This window comes from Marinobacter qingdaonensis (assembly GCF_034555935.1).
Taxonomy (GTDB): domain Bacteria; phylum Pseudomonadota; class Gammaproteobacteria; order Pseudomonadales; family Oleiphilaceae; genus Marinobacter; species Marinobacter qingdaonensis.
This window is the reverse complement of sequence record NZ_JAYDCJ010000003.1, coordinates 2633003-2655101: the sequence shown is the minus strand read 5'-3', so window position 1 is coordinate 2655101 and position 22099 is coordinate 2633003. Positions and strand designations below refer to the sequence as shown.

Here is a 22099-nt window from a genome sequence, read left to right as displayed (position 1 = left end):
CACGACTATGTCCAATCAATCACTTCATGAGCGCCGGGCAGCCGCCATGGCCCAGGGTCAGGGTGCGCTGCATCCGGTTTACGTCAGCCGCGCCCGCAACGCGGAAATCTGGGACGTCGACGGCAACCGCTTGATCGATCTAGGCGCCGGGATTGCGGTGAACAACACCGGCCACAACCACCCGCGCATTCAGGCCGCGGTGCAGGCCCAGGTTGAGCAGTTCAGCCACACCTGCCTGATGGTGACGCCTTACGAATCCGCTGTGGACCTGGCCGAGAAGCTTAATCGAATTGCGCCGGGCCCCAGCCCGAAAAAGAGCATCTTCGTGACCACCGGGGCCGAGGCCGTGGAGAACTGCGTGAAGATTGCCCGGTCCCACACCGGTCGCCCTGGCGTGATTGCTTTCAAGGGCGGGTTCCATGGCCGGACCAATCTCACCATGGGACTGACTGGCAAAGTGAAACCCTACAAGGCCGGCTTCGGGCCCTTCCCGGCCGATATATTCCACGCCCCCTACCCCAATGCGTACCACGGCGTGACCGTCGAGGAGTCCCTCGCCGCGCTGGACGATCTGTTCCTGTGCGACATCGAGCCGGACCGGGTGGCCGCCATCATCATCGAGCCGGTTCAGGGCGAAGGTGGTTTCTATGCCGCACCGGCGGACTTCATGCAGGCGCTGCGCAAGCGTTGCGACGACCATGGCATCCTGCTCATTGCCGATGAAATCCAGACCGGCTTTGCCCGCACTGGTCGTATGTTCGCGACCGAATACGCCGGCGTTGAGCCGGACCTGATGACCATGGCCAAAGGCATCGCCGGCGGCTTCCCGATTGCCGCTGTCGTGGGCAAGGCCGAGATCATGGACAGTCCGGGACCGGGTGGTCTCGGTGGTACCTACGGTGGTTCGCCCATCGGCTGCGTGGCGGCCCTGGCGGTCCTGGAGGTCATCCAGGAGGAAAACCTGTGTCAGCGGGCCCTCGAGATCGGTGACCGGATGACGGCCCGCCTCCGGCAACTGCAGGAACGCTTCCCCGCCCGGGTTGGCGATGTCCGCAATCTCGGCGCAATGATTGCCATGGAACTGGTGGTGGACGGCGATGTGAACCGCCCCGACCCGGAACTGACCCGCGCCCTGATCAGTGAGGCCGCGGCCAACGGCCTGATCCTGCTGTCCTGCGGCATTCGGGGCAATGTGGTGCGCTTCCTGCCCGCGTTGACCATCCCCGACGAACTCATCGACGAGAGCATGGACATACTGGATCGAAGTCTGGCAGCCCTGAGCTGAGCCACGATGCCACCCCACGGGGTGGCATTTTTGTTGGCGCGCCTGCTTGTCATCAAATCGCAAAATATACCCTGGGGGGTATGTAGGCGCTTCTCCCAAACTCGTAACGTGATAGTCACTAGCCCAATAACCCAAGCGATTTCGGGAGTGACAGCGTGCAACCAGTCTCACACACCAATTCCTATTACGCGGCCTCCGCCAACGACACCCGGCAACGCCCGACCCTGACCGAGGACGTCAGCGCCGATATCTGCATCATCGGTGCCGGCTACACCGGCATGTCCACGGCCATCCATCTTGCCGAGGCCGGCTACCGGGTCATCGTGCTGGAAGCCAGCCGCATCGGGTTTGGCGCCTCCGGTCGAAACGGCGGGCAAATCGTCAACAGCTACAGCCGCGACATCGACTTCATCGAAAAGCACTACGGTGACCACGTCGGCGCCGAGATGGGCCGCATGGCGTTCGAAGGCGGCCGAATCCTGCGTCGTTTCGTGAAGGACTACAACATCCAGTGCGATCTCAAGCAGGGCGGCCTGTTTGCAGCCTGTAACCGCCGTCAGTTTGACGAGCTGCAGGAGAAGAAGGCGCTGTGGGAGTCCCATGGCCACGAAGGGCTGGAGCTGCTCGATGACAGACAGATCAAGCGTCATGTCGGCTCAGACCGGTACAACGGCGGTCTGCTGGACCACACCGGTGGCCACTTCCATCCCCTGAATCTGGTCCTGGGCGAGGCCGCCGCGCTGGAGTCCATGGGTGGCGTGATCTACGAGGGCTCGCCCGCAGTGAGCGTGGACGAAGGCACCAAGGCCGTGGTGAAAACCGAACACGGCAGCGTCACCGCCGATTACGTGCTGGTGGCGGGCAATGCCTACCTCAACGGCCTGCTGCCCAAGCTGGAAGCCAAGGCCATGCCGTGCGGGACCCAGGTCATCACTACCGAGCCACTGTCTCCCGAGGTCCAGAAGCGACTGCTGCCCCAGGACAACTGCGTTGAAGACTGCAACTACCTGCTCGATTACTACCGCCTGTCCGGCGATGGCCGTCTGATCTACGGCGGTGGTGTGACCTACGGGGCGCGCGAGCCGTCCAAAATCGAATCGCTGATCGTGCCCAACATGCTCAAGACCTTCCCTGAGCTGAAAGGCACCCGGGTGGATTACGCCTGGACCGGCAACTTCCTCCTGACCCTGATGCGCCTGCCGCAGTTTGGCCGGATTGGCCGCAACATCTATTACGCCCAGGGCTACAGCGGCCACGGCGTTACCTGTTCGCACCTGGCCGGCAAGGTCATCAGCGACGCCATGCGCGGTCAGGCCGAGCGGTTTGACGTGTTCTCCAACCTCCCGCAATACAGTTTCCCGGGCGGCCGTCTGTTCCGGATTCCGTTCACCGCCATGGGTGCCTGGTACTACAACCTGCGGGACCAGCTCGGCGTCTGAGCCAACCAATTGATTCGAAACCGATAACAACAGGCCTTCCCGGGCCGACCGGAGAGTGAAACGAACCAGTGCGGTAGCCATAGCCATCGCACATCAACAACAAAGCAAAAATACGGGTACGATAATGACACATGACACTTCACAAACACTCGGCGAATACCCCTCGATGGAAGAACAAAGCCAGACCACCGAAACGCGGGGACCGTTGATACCGGTCCTGGTCTACGGTGCCATCATGGCGGGTTTCGCCTTCCTGTCATCGCGCTATGTGGATGGTGAATCGTTCGGATTCGTCAGCCTGCTGCCTTCGCTGTTGATCGTCGTGGTGGCGATCAAAACCAAAAAGCCCCTGGAATCCATTTTTGCCGGCGTGATTGCCGGTTTGCTTCTGCTCGAGCCCACGTCCCTGATTACCAGCCTGGGTGACATTTCCATGGGCGTGGTCCAGAACGAAACCATCGCCTGGATCGTACTGGTGTGCGGCATGATGGGTGGCTTGATCAACATCCTCGAACGCGGTGGCAGCGTGCTGAGTTTCGGTGAGTTGCTGGCACGACGAGTAAAAACCAAGCGTGGCACCATGCTGACCACGTCTTTCCTCGGGCTGGCCGTGTTCATCGACGATTACCTGAACTCGCTGGCCGTATCCGCGTCCATGAAGAACCTGACGGACCGCTTCCGCATCTCCCGGGAGAAGCTGGCGTTCCTGGTGGATTCCACCGCAGCACCGGTCTGCATCCTGGTGCCCTTGTCCACCTGGGCGGTGTATTTCGGCGCTCTGCTCGAAGAGAACGGCGCCGTCGCTGAGGGCCAGGGCATGTCGCTGTACATCGAGTCCATTCCCTACATGGCTTACGGCTGGGCGGCCATCCTGGTGGTGATGCTGGTGGCCACCGGCAAGCTCAAAGACCTGGGCGCCATGAAGGCTGCCGAGCTGCGGGCCCAGAACGGCCAACCGATTCCTGACGGCGTGGAATCGATTGGCTTTGATACCTCCCACGTAAAACGTCCGCCGATTTTCGTCGGCCTGATGAATTTCCTGCTGCCAATGGCGGTGCTGGTCATCGCCAGCCTGTACTACGAGATCGACCTGCTGCTGGGCGCCCTGGTGGCCTCCGGGTTCACCATGATTCTGTACTTCTGGCAGCGCTTGATGAGTTTTGGCCAGTTGGCCGACGCCATGCTTGATGGCTTCAAGGTGATGCTGCACCCGATCGCGGTGGTTGCCGCCGGCTTCATGATCAAGGAAATCAACGATCAGCTGGGCATGACCACCTACATCATCGACACCATCACGCCCTACCTGTCGGCCCAACTGCTGCCGGCGCTGGTGTTCGTGAGCATGGCCGCCGTGGTGTTCGCCACCGGTTCCAGTTGGGGGGTATTTGTGGTGTCCCTGCCGATCGTCATCCCCATGGCCATGGCGATGGACGTGTCCATGCCGCTGACCGTTGGCGCGCTGCTGTCGGCCTCGGCGTTTGGCAGTCACGCCTGCTTCTTCAGTGACTCAACGGTGCTGTCGTCCACGGGCTCCGGTTGTACCCCGATGCAGCACGCCTTGACCCAGATCCCCTACGCCCTGATCGGCGCGACCATTGCCTTCATCACCCTGATCATCCTCGGCTACGCCGTCGTCTGATCACCTCTGTACTTCATTTCTATACTTTGCCGGGCGGGCCCACCTGCCCGGCAAATTTTTTGTCCTCACAATTTGCCTCGTACGAAGTCTGCCTTTCACAATGCACAACACCTACGTTATCTCTGCCTTCGGTCCGCCTTCCCGCACTCGCCAAGCGCTAGCAATCTACAAAGGTCCCGCGGCGCGTTCAGTTGATACCGCCCGGCCGTCATTTCTTTCGCGCACAAAAAAGCCGGCACCTGGGTGCCGGCCTGAAACCTTGGACAGTCCCTAACCTTGCAGAGCTAGGGGCAAGCCTCCTCGGTCCGTTCACTCGCGCTGGAGCTGTTGGACTGCTCATCGGCATCGCGAGTCAGGAACCGCGCCATCCAGGCTGCGATCGCCAGGGAATCCGTGGCCGCGTCCGGTTTTGAAAGGCCATCCAGGGCCTGGTTTGCATCAGCCTCTGGGACCGACTGGCCTTTGAGGTGCTGAACCAGACGCCGCTCGAACGTGACATCAAACTCGGGGTGCGCCTGGAAGGTCAGAATACGATTGTTGTATCGCAGCACCGCGTAGGGGCAAAAGGCGGATTCGGCCAGAACCTCGGCCGCCTCGGGTTTCTCCAGGACCTGGTCCTGATGCATGGCGCTGAGGGTGAAAGTCGACGAAGCCAGGGTCAGGCCCTCGACCGGCCGCTTCAGGGTGTACTGGTGCAAACCAACGCCCCAGCCACCGCTGAATTTGTCGACCCGGGCATCAAAGGCGTCGGCGATGATCTGGTGGCCAAAGCAGATGCCGAGAATGGGCCGGTCTGCCTGGTAGATGTCGCGGATCAGGCCTTTGAGGGTGCGCATCCAGGGCAGGTCCTCGTACACGTTGGCCTTGGACCCGGTGATGATCCAGCCGTCACAGTCGGTGGCGGCGGCCGGAAATTCCCCGTCGCGGACGTCGAAGGTCCGGTAATCGAACTCGAAGCCGGCCTTGCCCAGCAGCCGCGGGAACATGTCGGCGTAGGAGCCGAATTCGTCAATCAGCGCATCCGGCGTGATGCCGGTGGCCAGAATACCAATCTTGAATGTCATCCGGAGTCTCCCGTTAAAGCAGGCCGAGGTAGGCCTCGTATTCCACGTCGGTGATGCGCTCGCTCAGCAGTCGCTGTTCCTGGCGCTTGGCGGAGCTGTATACCCGCTGGAATTCCTCACCCAGGTATTCCTTGAGGACCGCGCTGTTTTCAAAGGCATCGGTCGCGTCTTCCCATTTGTTGGGCAGCACCAGGGCGTCGTTGCTCTCCGCGTAGGCGTCGCCCTCGATCGGCGCCACCGGCTCCATCTCCTGTTCAATGCCATAGAGCGCCCCCGCCAGGACCGAGGCCAGCACCAGGTAAGGATTGGCGTCGGCGCCCGCGACGCGGTGTTCGATGCGACGTGCGACGCAGGGACTCTCGGGTATGCGCAGGGCCACCGTCCGGTTCTCGTAGCCCCAGCTGGCAATGGTCGGCGCGTGGGCGCCCGGCATGAAGCGGCGGTAGGAATTGAGATTGGGCGCCAGGGTCAGCATGGTGTCCGGCATGGTCGCCATCATTCCGGCGACGGCCTGTTGCATGAGCTTGCTGCCGGCGTCGGTGCCATCGTCGAACACGTTGCGCCCGGCCTCATCAAGCAGGCTGAAGTGCACGTGGAAGCCGTTTCCGCTCTGATCCGCGTAGGGCTTGGCCATGAAGGTGGCGCCATAGCCGTTGCGGCGGGACACCCCGCGCACCAGGCGCTTGAACAGGATGGCCTGGTCGGCGGCCAGCAGCGGATCGTCCACGTGGTTCAGGTTAATCTCGAATTGGCCCGGGCCCATTTCCGCAATGATGGTGTCCGCTTCGATGCCCTGGGCCTCGCAGGCGTTACGGATGTCGGCGAAGAACGCGTCAAATCCGTCCATTTCCTCCACCGCGTAACCCTCGGTATTGGACAGGCGCCGCCCCCGTCCGTCGGCCAGCATGGGCGGGATGGGGCGCTGGGTGGTCTCGGACTTGCCGTCCATCAGGTAGAACTCGAGCTCAGTGGCCATAACCGGGCGCAAACCTTTCGCCTTGAACCGGTCCACCACCCGTTTCAGCACCTGGCGCGGATCGGCCTCGAACGCGGTCCCGTCGGAATTGAACATCATCGCCAGGATCTGCTGGCGCGGAATGTCTGACCAGGGCACGGGCAGCGGGGTGTCGGACACCGGCAGGCAAACCCCGTCACTGTCACCGGTCTCGAAGACCAGCCCGTTATCCAGGACATCCGCGCCCCAGAAATCAAAGCCAACCACGGAGCGGGGAAGCTTGATGCCCTCATGCAGGACCTTGTTCAGGGCGCCCGCAGGCATTCTCTTTCCGCGCAAATTGCCGTTGAGGTCGGTAATAAAGAAGTCGAATTCAGTGTTTTTGTTGCTTGTCATAGGTATCTCTCTGGGGCGCTGGCGTTTCTATGAGTCTTTTCACACTAAACCATCCCACAGACCCTGTAACTATCACCCAGGGGGTATACGCGGTGTTGCGGCCACGCCTCCCTCAGCTCTATCCCCTGCGAGGTATATCAGCGCTCTGCCCGGTTTTGTTACTTGTTAAGCGTCCAGGCCTGAATTCAGTCAGCCGGCCCTTCTCACACCACTCAGCCAGGGGATTCGAAATGCCAACAACAATGACAAACACACCACCCGCCAACGGCGCTACGCTTCGGGCAACGGACGCCCAGCACCACCTGCACCCGTTTACCGACACCGCAAGCCTGAACGCCAAGGGCGCCCGGGTGATTACGAAGGCCAAGGGGGTATACCTATGGGACTCCGAGGGCGAGCGCCTGATTGATGGCATGTCCGGCCTGTGGTGCGTCAATATGGGCTATGGCCGCCAGGAGCTGGTGGACGCCGCCAATCGGCAGATGGAGGCGCTCCCCTACTACAACACCTTCTTCCAGACCACCAACGAGCCCGCGGTCCATCTGGCTCAGGCCATCGCCGAGATCACCCCGGGCGATCTCAACCATGTTTTCTTCGCCGGATCCGGTTCGGAGGCCATCGACACCGTGATTCGGATGGTTCGCCATTATTGGACCCTGAACGGCCAGCCCGACCGCAAAATCCTGATCGCCCGTGACAACGCTTACCACGGCAGCACCATCGCCGGCGCCAGCCTGGGCGGCATGTCTGGCATGCACAAGCAGGCCGCGCCGCTCCTGCCGGACATTCATCGCATCTCCCAGCCTTACTGGTATGGCGAGGGCCGTGACATGAGTGAGCACGATTTCGGCATTGCCTGCGCGCGGGAATTGGAAGACAAAATCCTGGAGCTGGGTCCGGACAATGTCGCCGCCTTCATCGGCGAGCCGGTGCAAGGCGCGGGGGGTGTGATCGTGCCACCGGCCAGTTATTGGCCGGAGATCCAGCGCATCTGCAACAAGTACGGCATCCTGCTCGCCTCCGACGAAGTCATCTGTGGATTCGGACGCACCGGCAGCTGGTTCGGCTGCGAGACCCTGGGTTTTCAGCCCGACATCATCTCCATGGCCAAGGGCCTGTCCTCCGGCTACCTGCCGATCTCGGCGGTTGCGGTGGGTGAGCGCATCGCCAGCACCCTGATTAACAAGTGTGGCGATTTCAATCACGGCTTCACCTACTCCGGCCACCCGGTGGCCGCAGCCGTGGCGCTGGAGAACATCCGGTTGCTCCGGGATGAACGAGTGATCGAGTACGTCGCCAACACCATTGGGCCCTACTTCCAGTCCCGGGTTCGGGAACGTCTGGGCGACCACCCGCTGTGTGGTCACATCGAGGGCGTCGGCCTGTTGGCGGGCATTGCCCTGGTCAAGGACAAGGCGTCGGGCACCTTGTTCGAATCAGGCGTTGATGTTGGCACGGTTTGTCGCGATCATTGTTTCAACAACGGGTTGGTCATGCGCGCCTGTGGCAGTCGGATGGTGTTCTGTCCGCCCCTGGTGATCAGCCGCGCCGAGGTGGACGAGATGGTGGAGAAGGCGCGTGCGTGTTTTGATCTGACCTACGAGGACGTGATGGGTGAAACCCTGAGCTGCGCCAGCGTCGGCTGACCGCCGATGGTTCGAGACGCCCGGGCCATACCGGGCGTTTCATTCACTCCACAAACCCAAGCGCGAGTAGTCATGCAGGAACGAGTCAGTCGCATCAGCAGCAATGAAAGCTGGCAGAAAAACATCGCCGTGTTGATCGAGCATCAGCGCCTGCGAAACTTTCCGGCTGTCCTTGAAGACTTCCTCTCAACACTCTGTTTTTTCGACACCTTTATTGTTGTTACCTACAAGAAGTCACTACGCCCTATCCTGATCTACCCGACCGCACCGGAAGAACAGAGTGACACGCTTCGGCAGTACATCAGCCGCGCCTACGTCCTCGACCCGCTGTTTCATGCGATCAAATCCGGCATTGCGCCCGGGGTGGTCCGGCTGGTGGACATCATGCCGGATTCGTTCAAGGAGACGGAGTATTTCCAGACCTGCTACCAGAACTTTGGCCTGGTGGATGAGATCAATCTGATCGTGCAGCTCGATGATGAGGTGACCTGTACCCTGACCCTCGGGCGCAAGGCGGCACTGGACAGCATTTCCCGCACCGAGCTGAACGCCCTGAACGAGTGTTTTCCGGTGTTGAGTGCCCTGGTCCGGCAGTTCTGGCTGGCCCAGTCCCGGGAGTATCTCCAGTACGGACGCTCGGACGGCCCGATGAAGCGGGCTTTAAGAACCTTCGCCAGCGGGGTGCTGACCCAGCGGGAGCGCGAGATCACCGACCTGATCCTGCGCGGGCATTCGTCCCAGGCCATCGCGGACCAGCTGAAAATCAGCGTTGGCACGGTCAAGGTGCATCGCAAGAACATCCATAACCGCCTGAACACCTCGACCCAGGCGGAGATCTTTACCCAGTTCATCACCCACCTGAACAACCTCGACGAGTCGTAAACGGCCCGGCGTTCATAACCGGGCCCCAACGCTGCCGGTCAGAGGCTGATCCAGACGGTTTTCAGCTCGGTGTACTTTTCCAGTGAATGCAGGGACTTGTCGCGGCCATTGCCGGAGGCTTTGACGCCCCCGAATGGCATGGTCGAGTCGCCCCCACCCCAGCCGTTGACCCACACCATCCCGCTCTGGATCTGCCGGCTGACCCGGTGGGCCCGTGACAGGTTGTCGGTCCAGACGGAGGCGCCCAGGCCGTAACGGTTGTCGTTGGCCAGGTGCACGGCCTCGTCTTCGGTGTCGAAATTACAGACGGCAAGGACCGGGCCGAAAATCTCCTCCTGCACAAAGGCCATGTCGTTGCGGGCCCCGGTGATGATGGTCGGTTCGACGTAAAAGCCTTGGCCTTCGAGGTATTCGGGCATGCCGCCGGTGACCACTGTGGCGCCATCGTCCATGGCCGATTTGATGTACCGGGCCACGGTGTCCAGTTGGGCCTTGTCGACCAGGGCGCCCATGCGGGTGTCCGGGTTCAGGGGGTCACCGCCGCGATATTGCTTGGCCGCGGCCAGCAGGGCCTGCAGGAACTGGTCCTTGATGGAGTGCTGCAGGTACAGGCGCGAACAGGCAATGCAGACCTCGCCCTGATTGGAGAAGATGGCCGCAGCGGCCGTGGTGGCGGCCTTCTCAATATCGGCGCAGTCCTCGAACACCACCATCGGGGATTTGCCACCGGCTTCCAGCCAGACCTGCTTGAGGTTGGACTGTCCGGCGTATTCCATCAGCAGCCCGCCCACCCGGCTGGAGCCGGTGAAGGCCAGCACATCCACGTCGTTATGCAGTGCCAGGGCCTTGCCGGCGGTGTGGCCGAAGCCCGGGAGCACGTTGAGCACACCATCCGGCAGACCGGCTTCGGTCGCCAGCTCGGCCAGGCGCAGCACACTCAGTGGACTCTTTTCCGAGGGTTTGAGGATCACGGAGTTACCGGCCGCCAGGGCCGGTGCCAGCTTCCAGCTGGCCATCATTAAGGGGTAATTCCACGGCGTGATGGCCGCCACCACGCCAACCGGTTCACGGCTGATCAGGCCCAGTGTCTCGCCCCCGGTCGGTGCAATCTCGCCGTACATCTTGTCGATGGATTCGGCGGTCCAGCGGAAACAGTCGATCGAGTCCGGCAGGTCAACGCTCAGCATCTCGCTGATGGATTTGCCCATGTCCAGGCTGTCCAGCAACGCCAGTTCGTCTCCATGTTGCTCCATCAGCTCGGCCAGCCGAAGCAGCACCTGCTTCCGTTCGCCCGGCGCCTTTCTCGACCAGACCCCGGACCGGAAGGCCTCCCGGGCCCTGGTCACCGCCAGTTCCACATCGCCCGTGTCGCAGCTTGCGACCTCGGCCAGCGTCTGCTCAGTTGATGGATTCACGGACTCGAACGTCTCACCCGAGAGCGCCGGCCTGAACGTGCCATTAATGTAGGCCTGGTGACGGAGGGTGATGGTCTGGCTCAGTGAATGCCAATCGGCTGTTGTCTTCATGCAGTGCCCTTCGATGTAGATGATCTCGACTAAAGGCTAGCTGCCCGCCGCGGTTTGCACTATATCCCTTAAGAGGTAGTGACTCTCCTTGGGCTCACCTTAAAGCAGTACAGATCCGCCTGCCGGCACCGGTACAGAAAGCGTGGAACGACCATCTGTGCTGCCACTCTACTCGCCGCCTGTGTCTACTTTTTGACCACCACAACGGTAAGCTGGACCTATATCGTGGAGGTGGCTTATGACAATTCGGACATTCCTTTCAGCACGGCTCAGGCTGTATTTGCGCAACTATCTGACCCGCCGGAGACTGCGGCGGCAGCTCCAGCACCTGGACGCACCCGCGCTGGCGGCCCTGGTCAGTGACCTGGGCATCTCCCAGGGCGACCTGGCGGCGGAAGCCGGCCGTCCGTTCTGGCGTTCCAGTCAACTGGAGCAGGCCCGGCGTGAACGCACCGAGGCCATGCGGTCATCGGTTTCATCCGTCAGTCCGCCCAGGACGGTGAACGCAGCGTAATCTCACAGGCCCGGCCACGGCTGGGTCCTGCTGGCTGTGCGGGTTATCCTGACTAGACTGACAGAAAGCAATCCAGGGTTTGTCCAGGCCATGACAGCTCGCAGCCATTCTCCCCTTCTGGTGAGTCTGCTTTTCATTTTTTGCATGGGTTACCTGAACCAGGCGTCCGCCGCCCTGGACGATCTTTTGCCCCCGGTACAGACCGAAACCGAACGTTACCCGCCCGCCGAGGACGACGAAGAGCAGGCCGATCAGGAGGCCGAAGCCGAGGACGAAGAGGCGGAGCCCGAACCCGACCCGGAACCGGTCAAGCCGGAAATCGAGGCGCCGGAAGAGCCTCTGAAAAGCACCATTCCCACCCCGAAAAATGCCGATATCCAACAGCAGATCCAGAAACTGCGCGAAGCCCTGGACAGCCGGCAGCACGCGCTGGACATCAGCCAGCAGCGCCTGGATTACGCCGAGGCCCTGCTCAAGCGTCTGAACAACGAATACGAGAGTTTCGAGCTGCGTCTTGAGCGCGCCGGCCTGAACCTGACCGACGACTACGCCAACCTGCTGCGCCAGCGCCTGGAACGCCTGCAGAACCAGACCGTGGCCGCCGGACTGACCAAGGGCATCACCGCCCAGCTGTCCGCGGCGCGGGAAGAACAGCTGCGCCTGGAAGAATTCGAAGCCGTCATCGAGCCCGAGGACGACGCCCGCGGCCGGCTGGAAGTGCAGCGCTCCCGCCTGTTGCGGCAGTTACACGCGTCGGTCACCCAGCACATCGAGGTGCTGAACGAGTATTACAACATCGTGGTGCAGCTGCACGACCGGTTGGAGGCCTACCAGACCCTGCTGCAGCAACGCCTGTTCTGGTTGCCCAGCACCGAGCGCATCGACCTGGACATGGTGAGCGAAGTCTACCGGGGCGTGATCTGGTTCGGCTCCGGCTTCAAGTGGCAGGCCCTGCAAGCGGCCTTTACGGCGTCGCTGGAGGAGCACTGGCCTCTGTTGATGCTGTTCTCCGGACTGCTGGCGCTGATGGCGGTCAAACGCCGCAGCCTGCGCAAGGCCCTGGTCGACGCTGGCGCCCATGTCGGCAATGTCAGGAAGGATCGCTGGAAATTCACCTTCCAGGCGCTGTTCTACAGTCTACTGCTGGCGCTGCCCGGGGTTTTCTTCCTGGTCATCGGCTATCTGCTGCTGGAGAGCGGCAACCAGTTCCTGCACGCCCTGTCCCGCGGCATGTCCAACGCCGCCTTCGTCGCGCTGTTGTTGCGCAGCATCTACACGGTCGCCTACACCAAGGGCCTTGGGGAACGGCACTTCCAGTGGAACTCGAACACCCTGCGGACCCTGCGTAAGCAGATCCCGATTCTGCTTGCGGTGTTGATTCCGATCCTGATCATCATGCCCACCATGTCCACCTCCAAGGGCGCCGTGTACAGCGACAGCCTCGGGCGCCTGCTGTTCACCATCGCTTCCATTGCCCTGGCCCACTTTGCCCAGCGCTTCATGACCGCAGTGCGCAAGGACCAGCAAGGCAGCCTCACCCTGCGCCTGCTGCACTGGGTGGCGGTCAGCATGCCCCTGGTCCTGGCGGCCATTTCGCTCTGGGGCTATCACTACACGGCGGTGCGTTTCGAGGGGCTGATGTTCATCAGCCTGTGTTGGCTGGCGTTTGTGATCCTGCTGCACTACCTGGCGCTGCGCAGCCTGGCGGTCCGGGAGCGGCGGATGGCACTCAAGCGGGTGCTGGAAACCCGGGAGGCGGAGCGCAAACTGGCGGAAACCCGGGAAGCGGCGGAGACCTCTGGCGAAGGCGTGCCCCTGAGCTACGACATGCCCCAGCGGGACATTCACGACATCAGCCAACAGAGCGAAACCCTGCTGAAAATCTTCTCGCTGATCCTTGCGGCGGTGGGGCTCTGGATGCTCTGGGACAACGTGTTTCCGGCCCTGGGCATTTTTGACGAAATCACGCTCTGGACCATCAGCACCGGCACCGAGGGCGAGGAACCGGTGCCCATCAATCTGGGTGACCTGATGGTCGCCCTGGCCATCGGGGCCGGAACCGTGCTGGCCGCCCGCAACCTGCCCGGCACCCTGGAAGTGGTTTTCCTCAGCCGGCTCAACCTTGAGCCCGGCGTGGGTTACGCCATCACCACCCTGGCCACCTACATCATCGTGTTCATCGGCATTGCCGCCGCGTTGGCCGGGCTGGGGTTTCAATGGTCCCGGCTGCAGTGGCTGGTGGCGGCGTTGGGCGTGGGGCTCGGCTTTGGTCTGCAGGAAATCGTGGCCAACTTCGTCTCCGGCATCATCCTGTTGTTTGAGCGGCCCATCCGGGTTGGCGACACGGTCACCATTGGCGGCATTACCGGCACCGTCTCCCGCATTCGGATCCGCGCCACCACCCTGGTGGACTGGGACCGCAAGGAGCAGATCATTCCGAACAAGACCTTCGTGACCCAGGACCTGACCAACTGGACCCTGACCGACCCCATCACCCGGGTGATTATCCGCGTTGGTGTCGCCTACGGGTCCGACGTCGACCGGGTCCAGGAGCTCCTGCACCGGGTCGCGGAGGAAAACGAACGGGTGGTCGAAGAACCGGCTCCGGCGGTGTTCTGCGTGGAGCTTGGCGACAGCCGGATCGAATTCGAGGTGCGGGTGTTTGTCCGTGACCTGCTCGACTTCATGCCCCTGTCTCACGAACTGCATTCGGCGATCACCCGGGTGCTCAAGGAAGAAGGCATCGAAATCCCCTTCCCGCAGAGGGACATCCACATCCGCACCGACCCGGGCTACCCGCGCCCCAGCGACCACAAAGCGGACACCTGACCCCCCAACCCCGTTTGCATGGCAGCACCGGCCTCGACTACCATGCTGTACATAAATACAGTGCCCGACAATAGGTGACGTTTGAGCATTTCGTTTGTACATATCCGCCGGCAGTACGATTTTCGCAGTATCGAGATCGGTCGATGGGTGACCGAGGCCGAACGGGATCGGGCCGCTGGACGATTCCACGACGCCCTGGTGGCGCTCATGGGCACCCTTCAGGTGCCGGAACAGGTGATTTCCCTCAAGAGCAGTCTCGGCCTGCAATACGGCATTGGTGGCCAGCTTGGGGTCTGTGCCCATTACATCCCCGCGACACGCCAACTGGCCCTGGCCAAGAACGCCGGCGCCGGCAGCCTGGCGCACGAATGGTTCCACGCCTTTGATCACTACATCGCCAGCAAGGTGTTCGTACAACCGCCCCGCCAGGCGTTCGCCAGCGCGCTCTGGCTGGACAGCCAGGCCTTCAAACCACACCCGCTCAACACCCGCCTGTTTCGCTGCTTCGAAGCCATTCTCCTGAACGAGGACGGCACCCGCCCCAGTGCCCTGTTCGAGGCCTCCCAGCGAGTGGATAACCAACAGCAAAGCCTCTACTGGGCGCGCCCGGAAGAACTCTGTGCCCGGGCATTCGAGGCGTTTGTGGAGGACCGGGCGCCCCGCAACACCTTCCTGGTCAAGGGCAGTCGTGGGTCTGAGGAAGCCCGGCTCGGGCTCTATCCCGAGGGCAACCAGCGGGACCGCATCGCCGAGGCCTTCAGCGCCTATTTCCTGGCGCTGGGCCAGGCCCTGGCGCGAGTGCCGCCCACTGGCGGCAAACCCCATTGAGGACCATACTCAAAGGGACCAACCAACAACGACACAACAATGGCCCTGATTAAGCCGAAAGGATTCAGCCGGCAGGAACTGCGACAGTGCATGCAAACCGCCACGGATTATTGCGAGTGGTATGGGTGCGCCTTGGCCTTGGACAAGCTTTCGGGGGCGGACGATTGGCGGCGAAGCGATGCCTCCGAACACTTCGATTATCAGGACATCCGTGCCCGCTATGACCAGCTGTGCGAACTGCTCGCAGAAGGGAATCACGAAGAGCTGCTCTACGTCCTGAACGAGGGCATCCACGGCAACATGAGCGGTATCGGGCGCCCGATCCTGTACGACCGTGCCCTGGCTGGCACCAAGCAGCTGATCGACGACTACGTCAGCGCCATCGCCGAGGCCCTGCGGGTGGTCGCCGCGTCTCCCTCCCGCAAGATTCGCCTCTCGGCCAAGGTCGATTTCTTCCGTCGCGCCAGCCACTGTTATGGCCGCTCCGCGCTCATGCTCAGCGGCGGGGCCGGCCTGATCTACTGCCATCACGGGGTGGTGCAAACCCTGATCGAGCAGGATTTGCTGCCCAATGTGGTGTCCGGGGCCAGTGCCGGCGCCTGGGTCTCGGCGCTGCTGTCCATGTACACCAACGAGGAACTGAAAGCGGGCTTTTTCGACCGCTACCGTTACGACATGCCGGTGCACCTGAACCCGCTGCGGGTCCTGGCGGGCATGGAACCCGGCGTCTCGCCGCTGTCGGTGAAACAGCAGGCCATGGACGCCATCGGCAACGACATGACCTTCCAGGAGGCCTACGAGCACACCGGGCGTTACATCAATATCTCCATCGCGCCCGCAGAAAAGCACCAGAACTCCCGGCTGATGAACGCCATCACCTCCCCCAACGTCTACATCCGCTCGGCCATGGACGCCTCCGGCAGCGTGCCCGGCGTGGTTCCGCCGGTGACCCTGTATGCCAAGGGGGCCAACGGCAAGCCCAAACCCTACCTGCCGTCTCGCAAGTGGGTGGACGGCTCCATTGCGGAGGATTTGCCGGCCAAACGGCTGTCGCGGCTGTTCGGGGTCAATCACTACATTGTCAGCATGATCAATCCGGTGGCGGTGCCTTTCGTCGCGGACCCGAAACTGCGCTCGCCCAACCGCATCCGCAATCTCGCCAATACCGCAGTCGTTAGCGTGGCGTCCGAGATGCTGGCCGGCCTCGAGACCTACCTGGCGCGGGTTGGGGTGTCGTTCATCAGCCCGGCGGTGCTGATGGCCCACGGTGTGTTGAACCAGAGTTACACCGGAGACGTGAACATCATTCTGGAGAAAAAGCATTTCTACTGGCGCAACGTGCTGTTCAGCTATCACGGCGACGAGGAAATCGAGAATCTGGTGTTGGCGGGCAAACGCAATACCTGGCCGAAGCTGGCCATGATCCGGAACGCGACCCTGATTGGCCGGGAGCTGGACAGTATTCTGGAAACGCTGGATCGGCGGGAGTTCGGGGAGCGGAGCAACGGACGGGAGCGCCGTCGACTGACGCTCCCGTCGGTGTCTTTCTAGTCCGCCTGTTTGGCGATTTGCTCCAGGGTGTTGAATTCGCATTCGCGCTGGGCAATGAAGCTTTCTGCGGAATCGATCAGGATGTTGTCATCCCGCATGAAGCGGCGGCCCAGCAGCACCGGGTAGGAGAAGTTGCCCCTATCGGTCAGCGAGAACTGGGTTTCATGCTTGGTGCCGGCGATGCAGAACTCCATCTTGACCACGTAGCGGCGCTGGGACGGCGCCCCTTTGCGTTTGATCAGAACCTTCCGGTACACCGGCCGTTCGAACTCGATGATCACGTCCTCGTGCTCGATCTCACCCTCGCTGGGCTGGTCTTCATGATCGCCCAGCGGGAGTTGGAATTTCACCCAGTCCTCACTGTCGCGGGTGAACTCCTCGACGTTCACGGCGTGCAGTGACGAGGTCTTTGCGCCCGTGTCCAGGCGCGCCTTCAGCCTGATCCCGGTGTCATTCATGACAACCCACTCGACGAAACCCAGGGTTTCCGGGACCGGCGGCTCAGCCTTCTCGGTCTCGTCTGCAAAGGCTGTCGCAGCCGGCAGGGTCAATGCGGTCGCGAGGACCAGTGAACCAAGAAATTTCATTCAAACCCTCCTGCAAAGGATTGTAATTCTGGGAAAAAAGCAAGAAACCTCTCTTCAAGTTCCTGCTCGTTATCCCGGATTTCCTCAATGATTCCGGTAAAACGGTTGGGAAACCGGACCCGTCCGGCCACCCGATCCAGCGCATAGCCGATCTGGTCGAGGTCGGTGTAGGCCCCAAACCAGTCATGTCGCACCATGCGCCTGGTTACTATGATCATAGCCTCCGGCATGAGATCTTCATGGTTTTGGAGGTCTTCGTAAACACGCTGCACGAAGGTATCACGATCAGTCTGGCTGAAACGTTGCCAATGTCTTAACAGAAAGTGATCGTACAGGATGTCCAGGGCGACGCCGGCGAACCGGCGCCGTTCCCTGGAAAAGCAGGCCTTGCTGGCGAGCACCTGCGGGTGTCGGTCGGTAAAACCGTCGATCGCCCAGTGCTGCTCCACCCCCAGCTGCACCTGCGCCGGAAAGCGGGCCAGTTCCACGCCCCGGGTGAAGTCACCAAGAATGCTGCCCACCCGAGCCTCCGGCGAGTCCGGGGCAAGAAATGCGTGTGCAAGGTGGTTCAAGCAGACTCCTGAGGGTCGATCGGTTAGAAATTGACCTGCAGTCCGACGCCCAGGCCGTCCACGGTCACATCTTCGTCGTCATAGTACCGCATGTATTCGAGGTTGCCAGAGAGATTGGGCGCAAACGCCATGTTCAGGCCGAGGCCGTAGGACACGTCGCTTTCATCCTCGGTCACCGTGTTGAACGGCCCTTCCGCTTCCAGCTCCACCCGGGTGAAGCCCAGAATGGCGTAAGGTGTCACCGGGGACTCGTTCACCAGATTGAAGGTGGCGTAGCCGCCGAAGAAGTTGTCGACGGAAAGGTCGACACCGCCAATGTTGTCATCATCGACACCGAAACCGCCCCGCGCCTCAAAGCCGAGGAACGGCGTCGCCATGACGCCAACCTTGGCTGACAGGGTGCCCACGTCGGCTTCCTGTGAGCCAAAGTCCATGTCCACGAAGGTGTAATTCAGGCCAGTGTAGAGGCCACCGACACCGGATTTGTACATGTCCTGGGCCTGGGCAGCGCCAGCGGTCAGCAGACCCGCAGCCAGGACCGCGGCAGACGAACGCAGATACTTCATCATTCTTTCTCCTTGGATGATGTCGTTTGTTGCTCTCTCACGGTGCAACAACCTCGCGGACATTGCCAGAAAAAGCCGCGTTTTTACCGCTAATTTACAGGGATTTAATCCTCTTTGACCGCCGCTTCCGTTGCGCCATTTCCTTGCGGAAGCCGGCACCCGCAGGTATTCTGACGCCGACTCTTGTTTCAGCTGGCTTGAGCATTCTTTGAGAAACCTGTACCCCGTTATCTTCATTGTGAGCGTCATGTTCGTGCTGCTCAGCATTTTCATGACGTTGCCGGTCCTTTTTTTGGCTGGTTCCGAAGCGCCGAACGCCCTGGCGTTCGCGGAATCTGCCGGTATCGTGTGCGCGCTCGGTATCCTCGGCATTGTCTCCACCTATCACCAACCGAGGGACCTGAAACCACGGTTCATGTTCGTGCTCACCGTGTCCAGCTGGTTCATCATTGCCCTGTTCTCCTCCCTGCCCTTTTACCTCAGTGACAATGGCATCTCCGCCGCCGATGCCTTTTTCGAAGGCACCTCCGGCATCACCACCACCGGCGCCACGGTGCTGAGTGGCCTGGACACCATGGACGCGGATTTGCTGCTGTGGCGCTCGATCCTGCAGTGGCTGGGTGGTATCGGGATCATCGGTATGTTCGTTGCGGTACTGCCGTTCCTCCGGGTCGGGGGAATGCGCCTGTTTGCCACCGAATCCTCGGAATGGACCGACAAGGCCTTACCGCGCATGAAAACCCTGAGTCGCGGCCTGCTGATCGTCTACATCGTGTTTTCCGTGGTGGCGGTCCTCACCTACTGGGTGTCGGGCATGACCCTGTTTGACGCCTTTAACCACGGCCTCACCAGTATCGCCACCGGCGGTTTCTCGACCTCGGACATGTCCATGGGCAAGTTCAGCGACCTGATTCTGATGGAAGCGACCCTGTTCATGATTCTCGGCAGCCTGCCTTTCTTCCTGTTTGTCCGGGAAATGCATGGGCAACACGGGGTGCTGTTCCGGGACCAGCAGGTCCGGCTGTTCCTGACCATCCTGCTGGTGGTGCCGGCGCTGATGACCCTGTACCGCTGGCTGGTTTCGCCGGTGCCCTTCGACCCGCTGCACAACTACGCCGCCACCCTGTTCAACGTCACCTCGGTGGTCACCACCACGGGCTACGCCTCGGAGGATTACTCCGCCTGGGGCCCACTGGCCTTTGTGCTGTTCTTCTTCCTGATGTTCGTGGGGGGCTGTTCCGGCTCCACCGCCGGGGGCATGAAAATCTTCCGGTTCCAGCTGTCGCTGATCATCCTGCGCGAGCAGCTGATGCGGCTGCTGCACCCGCGTGCGGTGCTGACCCGGAACTACAACGGCCGCTCGGTGAGTGACGAAATCATCTCCTCGATGATCGCCTACACCTTCATTTTCCTGCTTTGCCTGCTGATCATCACCGTGTTGTTGGCGGCTATGCAGCTGGACTTCGTGACCTCCCTGTCCGGCGCCCTGACCGCCCTGACCAACGTTGGGCCCGGCCTGGGTGAAATCATCGGGCCATCCGGCAATTTCGGCCCCCTGCCCGACGGCGCCAAGTGGGTGCTGGCGGTGGGGATGCTGATGGGTCGCCTGGAGATACTCAGCGTGGTGATTGTGCTGTCACCGGCCTTCTGGCGAAGCTGACCGGCCATAAAAAAACGCGGCCCGGGTAACCCGGAGCCGCGCTTTCGGAAGGCCGATCCGCGACGCTCAGAGCGCGTGCTGACGGATAAACCGGCCGATATCCAACACCTCCTCCAGACACACGCTGTGCTCCATCGGGTAGGTCTGGTAGGACGACTCAAACCCCATGTCCTTCAGGGTCTCGACACTGCGAACGCCCAGCGATTCGGGCACCACCGGATCGAAGGTGCCGTGATAGACGTTGATTGGGATGCCGGCGTTGGCCTCAGAGCGCTGAATGCTCTCGGCGGTGGCGAAATAGGTCGACAGCGCCAGCACGCCGGCCAGCCGTTTCGGGTAGGTCAGCCCCAGTTCGTAGGCCACGGCGCCGCCCTGGGAAAAGCCGGCGATGACGATGTTCTCGGCCGGAATGCCCCGTTCGATTTCCCGGTCCACCAGTTTCGCCACCGCATCGGCCGATGCCATCAACTGCTCAGTGTCCACCACCCGGTCAATGTCCATGGCCTTGATGTCGTACCAGGCCGGCATGGTCATGCCACCGTTTATGGTGACGGGCAGGTTCGGCGCGTGGGGGAAGATGAAACGCACGGCCGCGCCGTCCGGCAGGCCCAGCTCCGGGACCACCGGTACAAAATCGTGGCCGCTGGCACCCAGGCCGTGCAGCCAGATCACGGCAGCGGTCGGGTTGGACGCGGTTTCCAGTTCGATGTAATCAAGATCCTGCACTCAGCACCTCATTGTCGGGGAATGTCGGGAGAATTATTCGCGCACGGTCTCGGGGGCTTCGGCGTCCGAGTTTGCCTCCAGCGCCGTCACTACCGGGTTGGCGTACATGTCCAGAAGGTAAGGCCGGATGGCCGGCTCGCAGGCCTCCAGGCGCCGCTCCATTTCGGCTTCGGCGGCTTCCATTTCGGCCGGCGACCAAGCTTCCGCGGTCACCACCGTGTCGCTGACGGTTTCCGGTGTGGAATGGGCCTCCGGGTGCACGCCACGCAGGTGGAAGGCGACCAAGTTGCTGGCGTGCAGGTGGTAATTGGCGTGCATTTCCCGGTCGATGCGCTCGGACAGCGCCTTAGCGTTCTCCGGCGCATCCTTGATCGGCGCGCCGAAGTGCACGTGCACGTGACCCTTGAATCCGGTCAGGCCTTTCATGATCTGACTGGTGTCTTCGCCCTCGGCCTTGGTGTATTCACCGGTACGGGCGCGGGTTTCCAGTTCCTTGGCCTTGTCGGCGTCGCAGGGGTCGTACTCGTAGGCGATGGACACCGGCACGATGTGCAGGCGGCTCATGGCGTCCGCGAAGCTCAGTCCGCTCTTCTTGCGACTCATGTAGAACATCTTGATGATCGCCGGGTCGGTGAAGTCGAGGCCGTCTTTGGCGCGGCCCTCACGCTGGGCAATCCAGATACTGTTATTGGTGTCGATGCTGTGGTTGATGAAGCCCGACAGGGTCATGTAGGCGTCGCGCATTTCGCGCGGGCTGGTCATGTTCCGGCGCACCACAAAGCTCTTGTTAAGCCGCATCATTTCCGCAAAGACCCGGTTGGACAGCAGGTTGTCGCCGATGGCGATGCGGGTGGTGTGGAAACCGTTCTGGAACAGCAGGTAGTTGACCACCATGGGATCGAACACAATGTCCCGGTGATTGGAGATGAACAGGTGCGCGCTGTTTTTGTCCAGATGCTCCAGACCGCTGCTGGTGACCCGGGTGGTGGTGCTGTCCACCAGTTCACCCACGTAGCCGGAAAGTCGGGCCTGAAGGTCATCAACCTGGCGGTACTGGCCAAAATGGGACTCCAGCCAACGGCGGGTGAAGGCCCGCAACAGTGCCGGTGCCCAGCGGGCAATCGTCGGCGATTTGAAGCGGCCGATCATATCGAGAAATTCCGGATCGTTTACCAGGCGCTGGATAGCCGGACCGGTTTCTTCGTCCGAATAGGGACGGATGGCATCAAATTCCTGCATGGAAGCCCTGTATTATTGGTGTCTGTCCGAGATGTCCGCTGAACGGTCATCAAAAAACGCGGTATTGTAGCGTTTCTGTGGTTACTTTGCCTCCACCCTGCCAACGGCGCTCCCCACCCGCCCGGGCGAATCTGGTATCATGCGCGCTCCGTCGCCAAGGCGGCCAATCCGACTTCGAAATCTCCCCGGCGCCAC

General features: G+C 61.6%; 18 protein-coding genes. 10 read left to right on the top strand and 8 right to left on the bottom strand.

Translation table 11 applies throughout. From position 1 onward, the window contains the following. The first annotated feature begins 7 nt into the window (after nt 1–7). From gabT to U5822_RS15370, 3 genes are all read left to right on the top strand, one after another. On the top strand, nt 8–1285 hold the full coding sequence (gene gabT / locus U5822_RS15380; RefSeq protein WP_322856490.1) for a 4-aminobutyrate--2-oxoglutarate transaminase: 1278 nt from the start codon (nt 8–10) through the stop codon (nt 1283–1285). 155 nt (nt 1286–1440) lie between these two features. Next, a complete protein-coding gene (locus U5822_RS15375) occupies nt 1441–2724 on the top strand; it encodes an NAD(P)/FAD-dependent oxidoreductase (RefSeq protein ID WP_322856489.1) in 1284 nt (427 codons plus the stop codon). A gap of 166 nt (nt 2725–2890) precedes the next feature. Then, the gene (locus U5822_RS15370) at nt 2891–4363 is read left to right on the top strand and encodes a Na+/H+ antiporter NhaC family protein (protein ID WP_322856488.1); all 1473 of its coding nucleotides are present in this window, start codon (nt 2891–2893) and stop codon (nt 4361–4363) included. Between the two features lie 284 nt (nt 4364–4647). Here U5822_RS15370 and U5822_RS15365 read toward each other — a convergent pair whose 3' ends face one another. Next, nucleotides 4648–5427, bottom strand: a complete 780-nt coding sequence (locus tag U5822_RS15365) for a glutamine amidotransferase-related protein (protein WP_322856487.1) — start codon at nt 5425–5427, stop codon at nt 4648–4650. 13 nt (nt 5428–5440) lie between these two features. Continuing rightward, nucleotides 5441–6778, bottom strand: a complete 1338-nt coding sequence (locus tag U5822_RS15360) for a glutamine synthetase family protein (RefSeq protein ID WP_322856486.1) — start codon at nt 6776–6778, stop codon at nt 5441–5443. Between the two features lie 242 nt (nt 6779–7020). On the opposite strand from U5822_RS15360, the gene U5822_RS15355 reads away from it, so the two are divergent. Then, nucleotides 7021–8424, top strand: a complete 1404-nt coding sequence (locus U5822_RS15355) for an aspartate aminotransferase family protein (protein ID WP_322856485.1) — start codon at nt 7021–7023, stop codon at nt 8422–8424. 72 nt (nt 8425–8496) lie between these two features. Then, nucleotides 8497–9306 carry a response regulator transcription factor gene (locus U5822_RS15350; RefSeq protein WP_322856484.1) on the top strand — a complete coding sequence of 270 codons (810 nt, stop codon included), beginning with the start codon at nt 8497–8499 and terminating at the stop codon, nt 9304–9306. 38 nt (nt 9307–9344) lie between these two features. Here the strand turns inward: U5822_RS15350 and U5822_RS15345 are convergent, their stop codons facing one another. After that, nucleotides 9345–10832: an aldehyde dehydrogenase gene (locus U5822_RS15345; protein ID WP_322856483.1), complete on the bottom strand. Its 1488-nt coding sequence runs from the start codon at nt 10830–10832 to the stop codon at nt 9345–9347. 238 nt (nt 10833–11070) lie between these two features. On the opposite strand from U5822_RS15345, the gene U5822_RS15340 reads away from it, so the two are divergent. From U5822_RS15340 to U5822_RS15325, 4 genes are all read left to right on the top strand, one after another. Next, the gene (locus tag U5822_RS15340; RefSeq protein WP_322856482.1) at nt 11071–11346 is read left to right on the top strand and encodes a hypothetical protein; all 276 of its coding nucleotides are present in this window, start codon (nt 11071–11073) and stop codon (nt 11344–11346) included. 144 nt (nt 11347–11490) lie between these two features. Continuing rightward, on the top strand, nt 11491–14175 hold the full coding sequence (locus U5822_RS15335) for a mechanosensitive ion channel domain-containing protein (protein WP_322856481.1): 2685 nt from the start codon (nt 11491–11493) through the stop codon (nt 14173–14175). Between the two features lie 81 nt (nt 14176–14256). Continuing rightward, nucleotides 14257–15003 carry a CLCA_X family protein gene (locus U5822_RS15330; RefSeq protein WP_322856480.1) on the top strand — a complete coding sequence of 249 codons (747 nt, stop codon included), beginning with the start codon at nt 14257–14259 and terminating at the stop codon, nt 15001–15003. 39 nt (nt 15004–15042) lie between these two features. Next, entirely contained in the window at nt 15043–16554 is a 1512-nt protein-coding gene (locus U5822_RS15325) for a patatin-like phospholipase family protein (RefSeq protein WP_322856479.1), read from the top strand. Here U5822_RS15325 and U5822_RS15320 read toward each other — a convergent pair. From U5822_RS15320 to U5822_RS15310, 3 genes are read right to left on the bottom strand one after another with little or no spacing between them, the layout of a single operon-like run. Continuing rightward, entirely contained in the window at nt 16551–17141 is a 591-nt protein-coding gene (locus tag U5822_RS15320) for an ATP-dependent zinc protease family protein (protein WP_322856478.1), read from the bottom strand. The two genes, U5822_RS15325 and U5822_RS15320, sit on opposite strands and share 4 nt — an antisense overlap. Further along, nucleotides 17138–17713, bottom strand: a complete 576-nt coding sequence (locus tag U5822_RS15315) for an acyl carrier protein phosphodiesterase (RefSeq protein ID WP_322856477.1) — start codon at nt 17711–17713, stop codon at nt 17138–17140. The genes U5822_RS15320 and U5822_RS15315 overlap by 4 nt, the downstream gene beginning before the upstream one ends. Nucleotides 17714–17736: 23 nt before the next feature. Next, a complete protein-coding gene (locus U5822_RS15310; protein WP_322856476.1) occupies nt 17737–18282 on the bottom strand; it encodes a porin family protein in 546 nt (181 codons plus the stop codon). Nucleotides 18283–18526: 244 nt separating this feature from the next. On the opposite strand from U5822_RS15310, the gene U5822_RS15305 reads away from it, so the two are divergent. Beyond that, the gene (locus U5822_RS15305) at nt 18527–19939 is read left to right on the top strand and encodes a TrkH family potassium uptake protein (protein ID WP_322856944.1); all 1413 of its coding nucleotides are present in this window, start codon (nt 18527–18529) and stop codon (nt 19937–19939) included. 66 nt (nt 19940–20005) lie between these two features. On the opposite strand, the gene U5822_RS15300 is transcribed toward U5822_RS15305, so the two are convergent. Both U5822_RS15300 and U5822_RS15295 read right to left on the bottom strand, forming a co-directional pair. Next, complete coding sequence (locus U5822_RS15300) at nt 20006–20665, bottom strand: alpha/beta hydrolase (RefSeq protein WP_322856475.1); 660 nt, start codon at nt 20663–20665, stop codon at nt 20006–20008. A 33-nt stretch (nt 20666–20698) separates the two neighbouring features. Further along, a complete protein-coding gene (locus tag U5822_RS15295; protein ID WP_322856474.1) occupies nt 20699–21904 on the bottom strand; it encodes a lysophospholipid acyltransferase family protein in 1206 nt (401 codons plus the stop codon). Nucleotides 21905–22099: the final 195 nt, after the last annotated feature.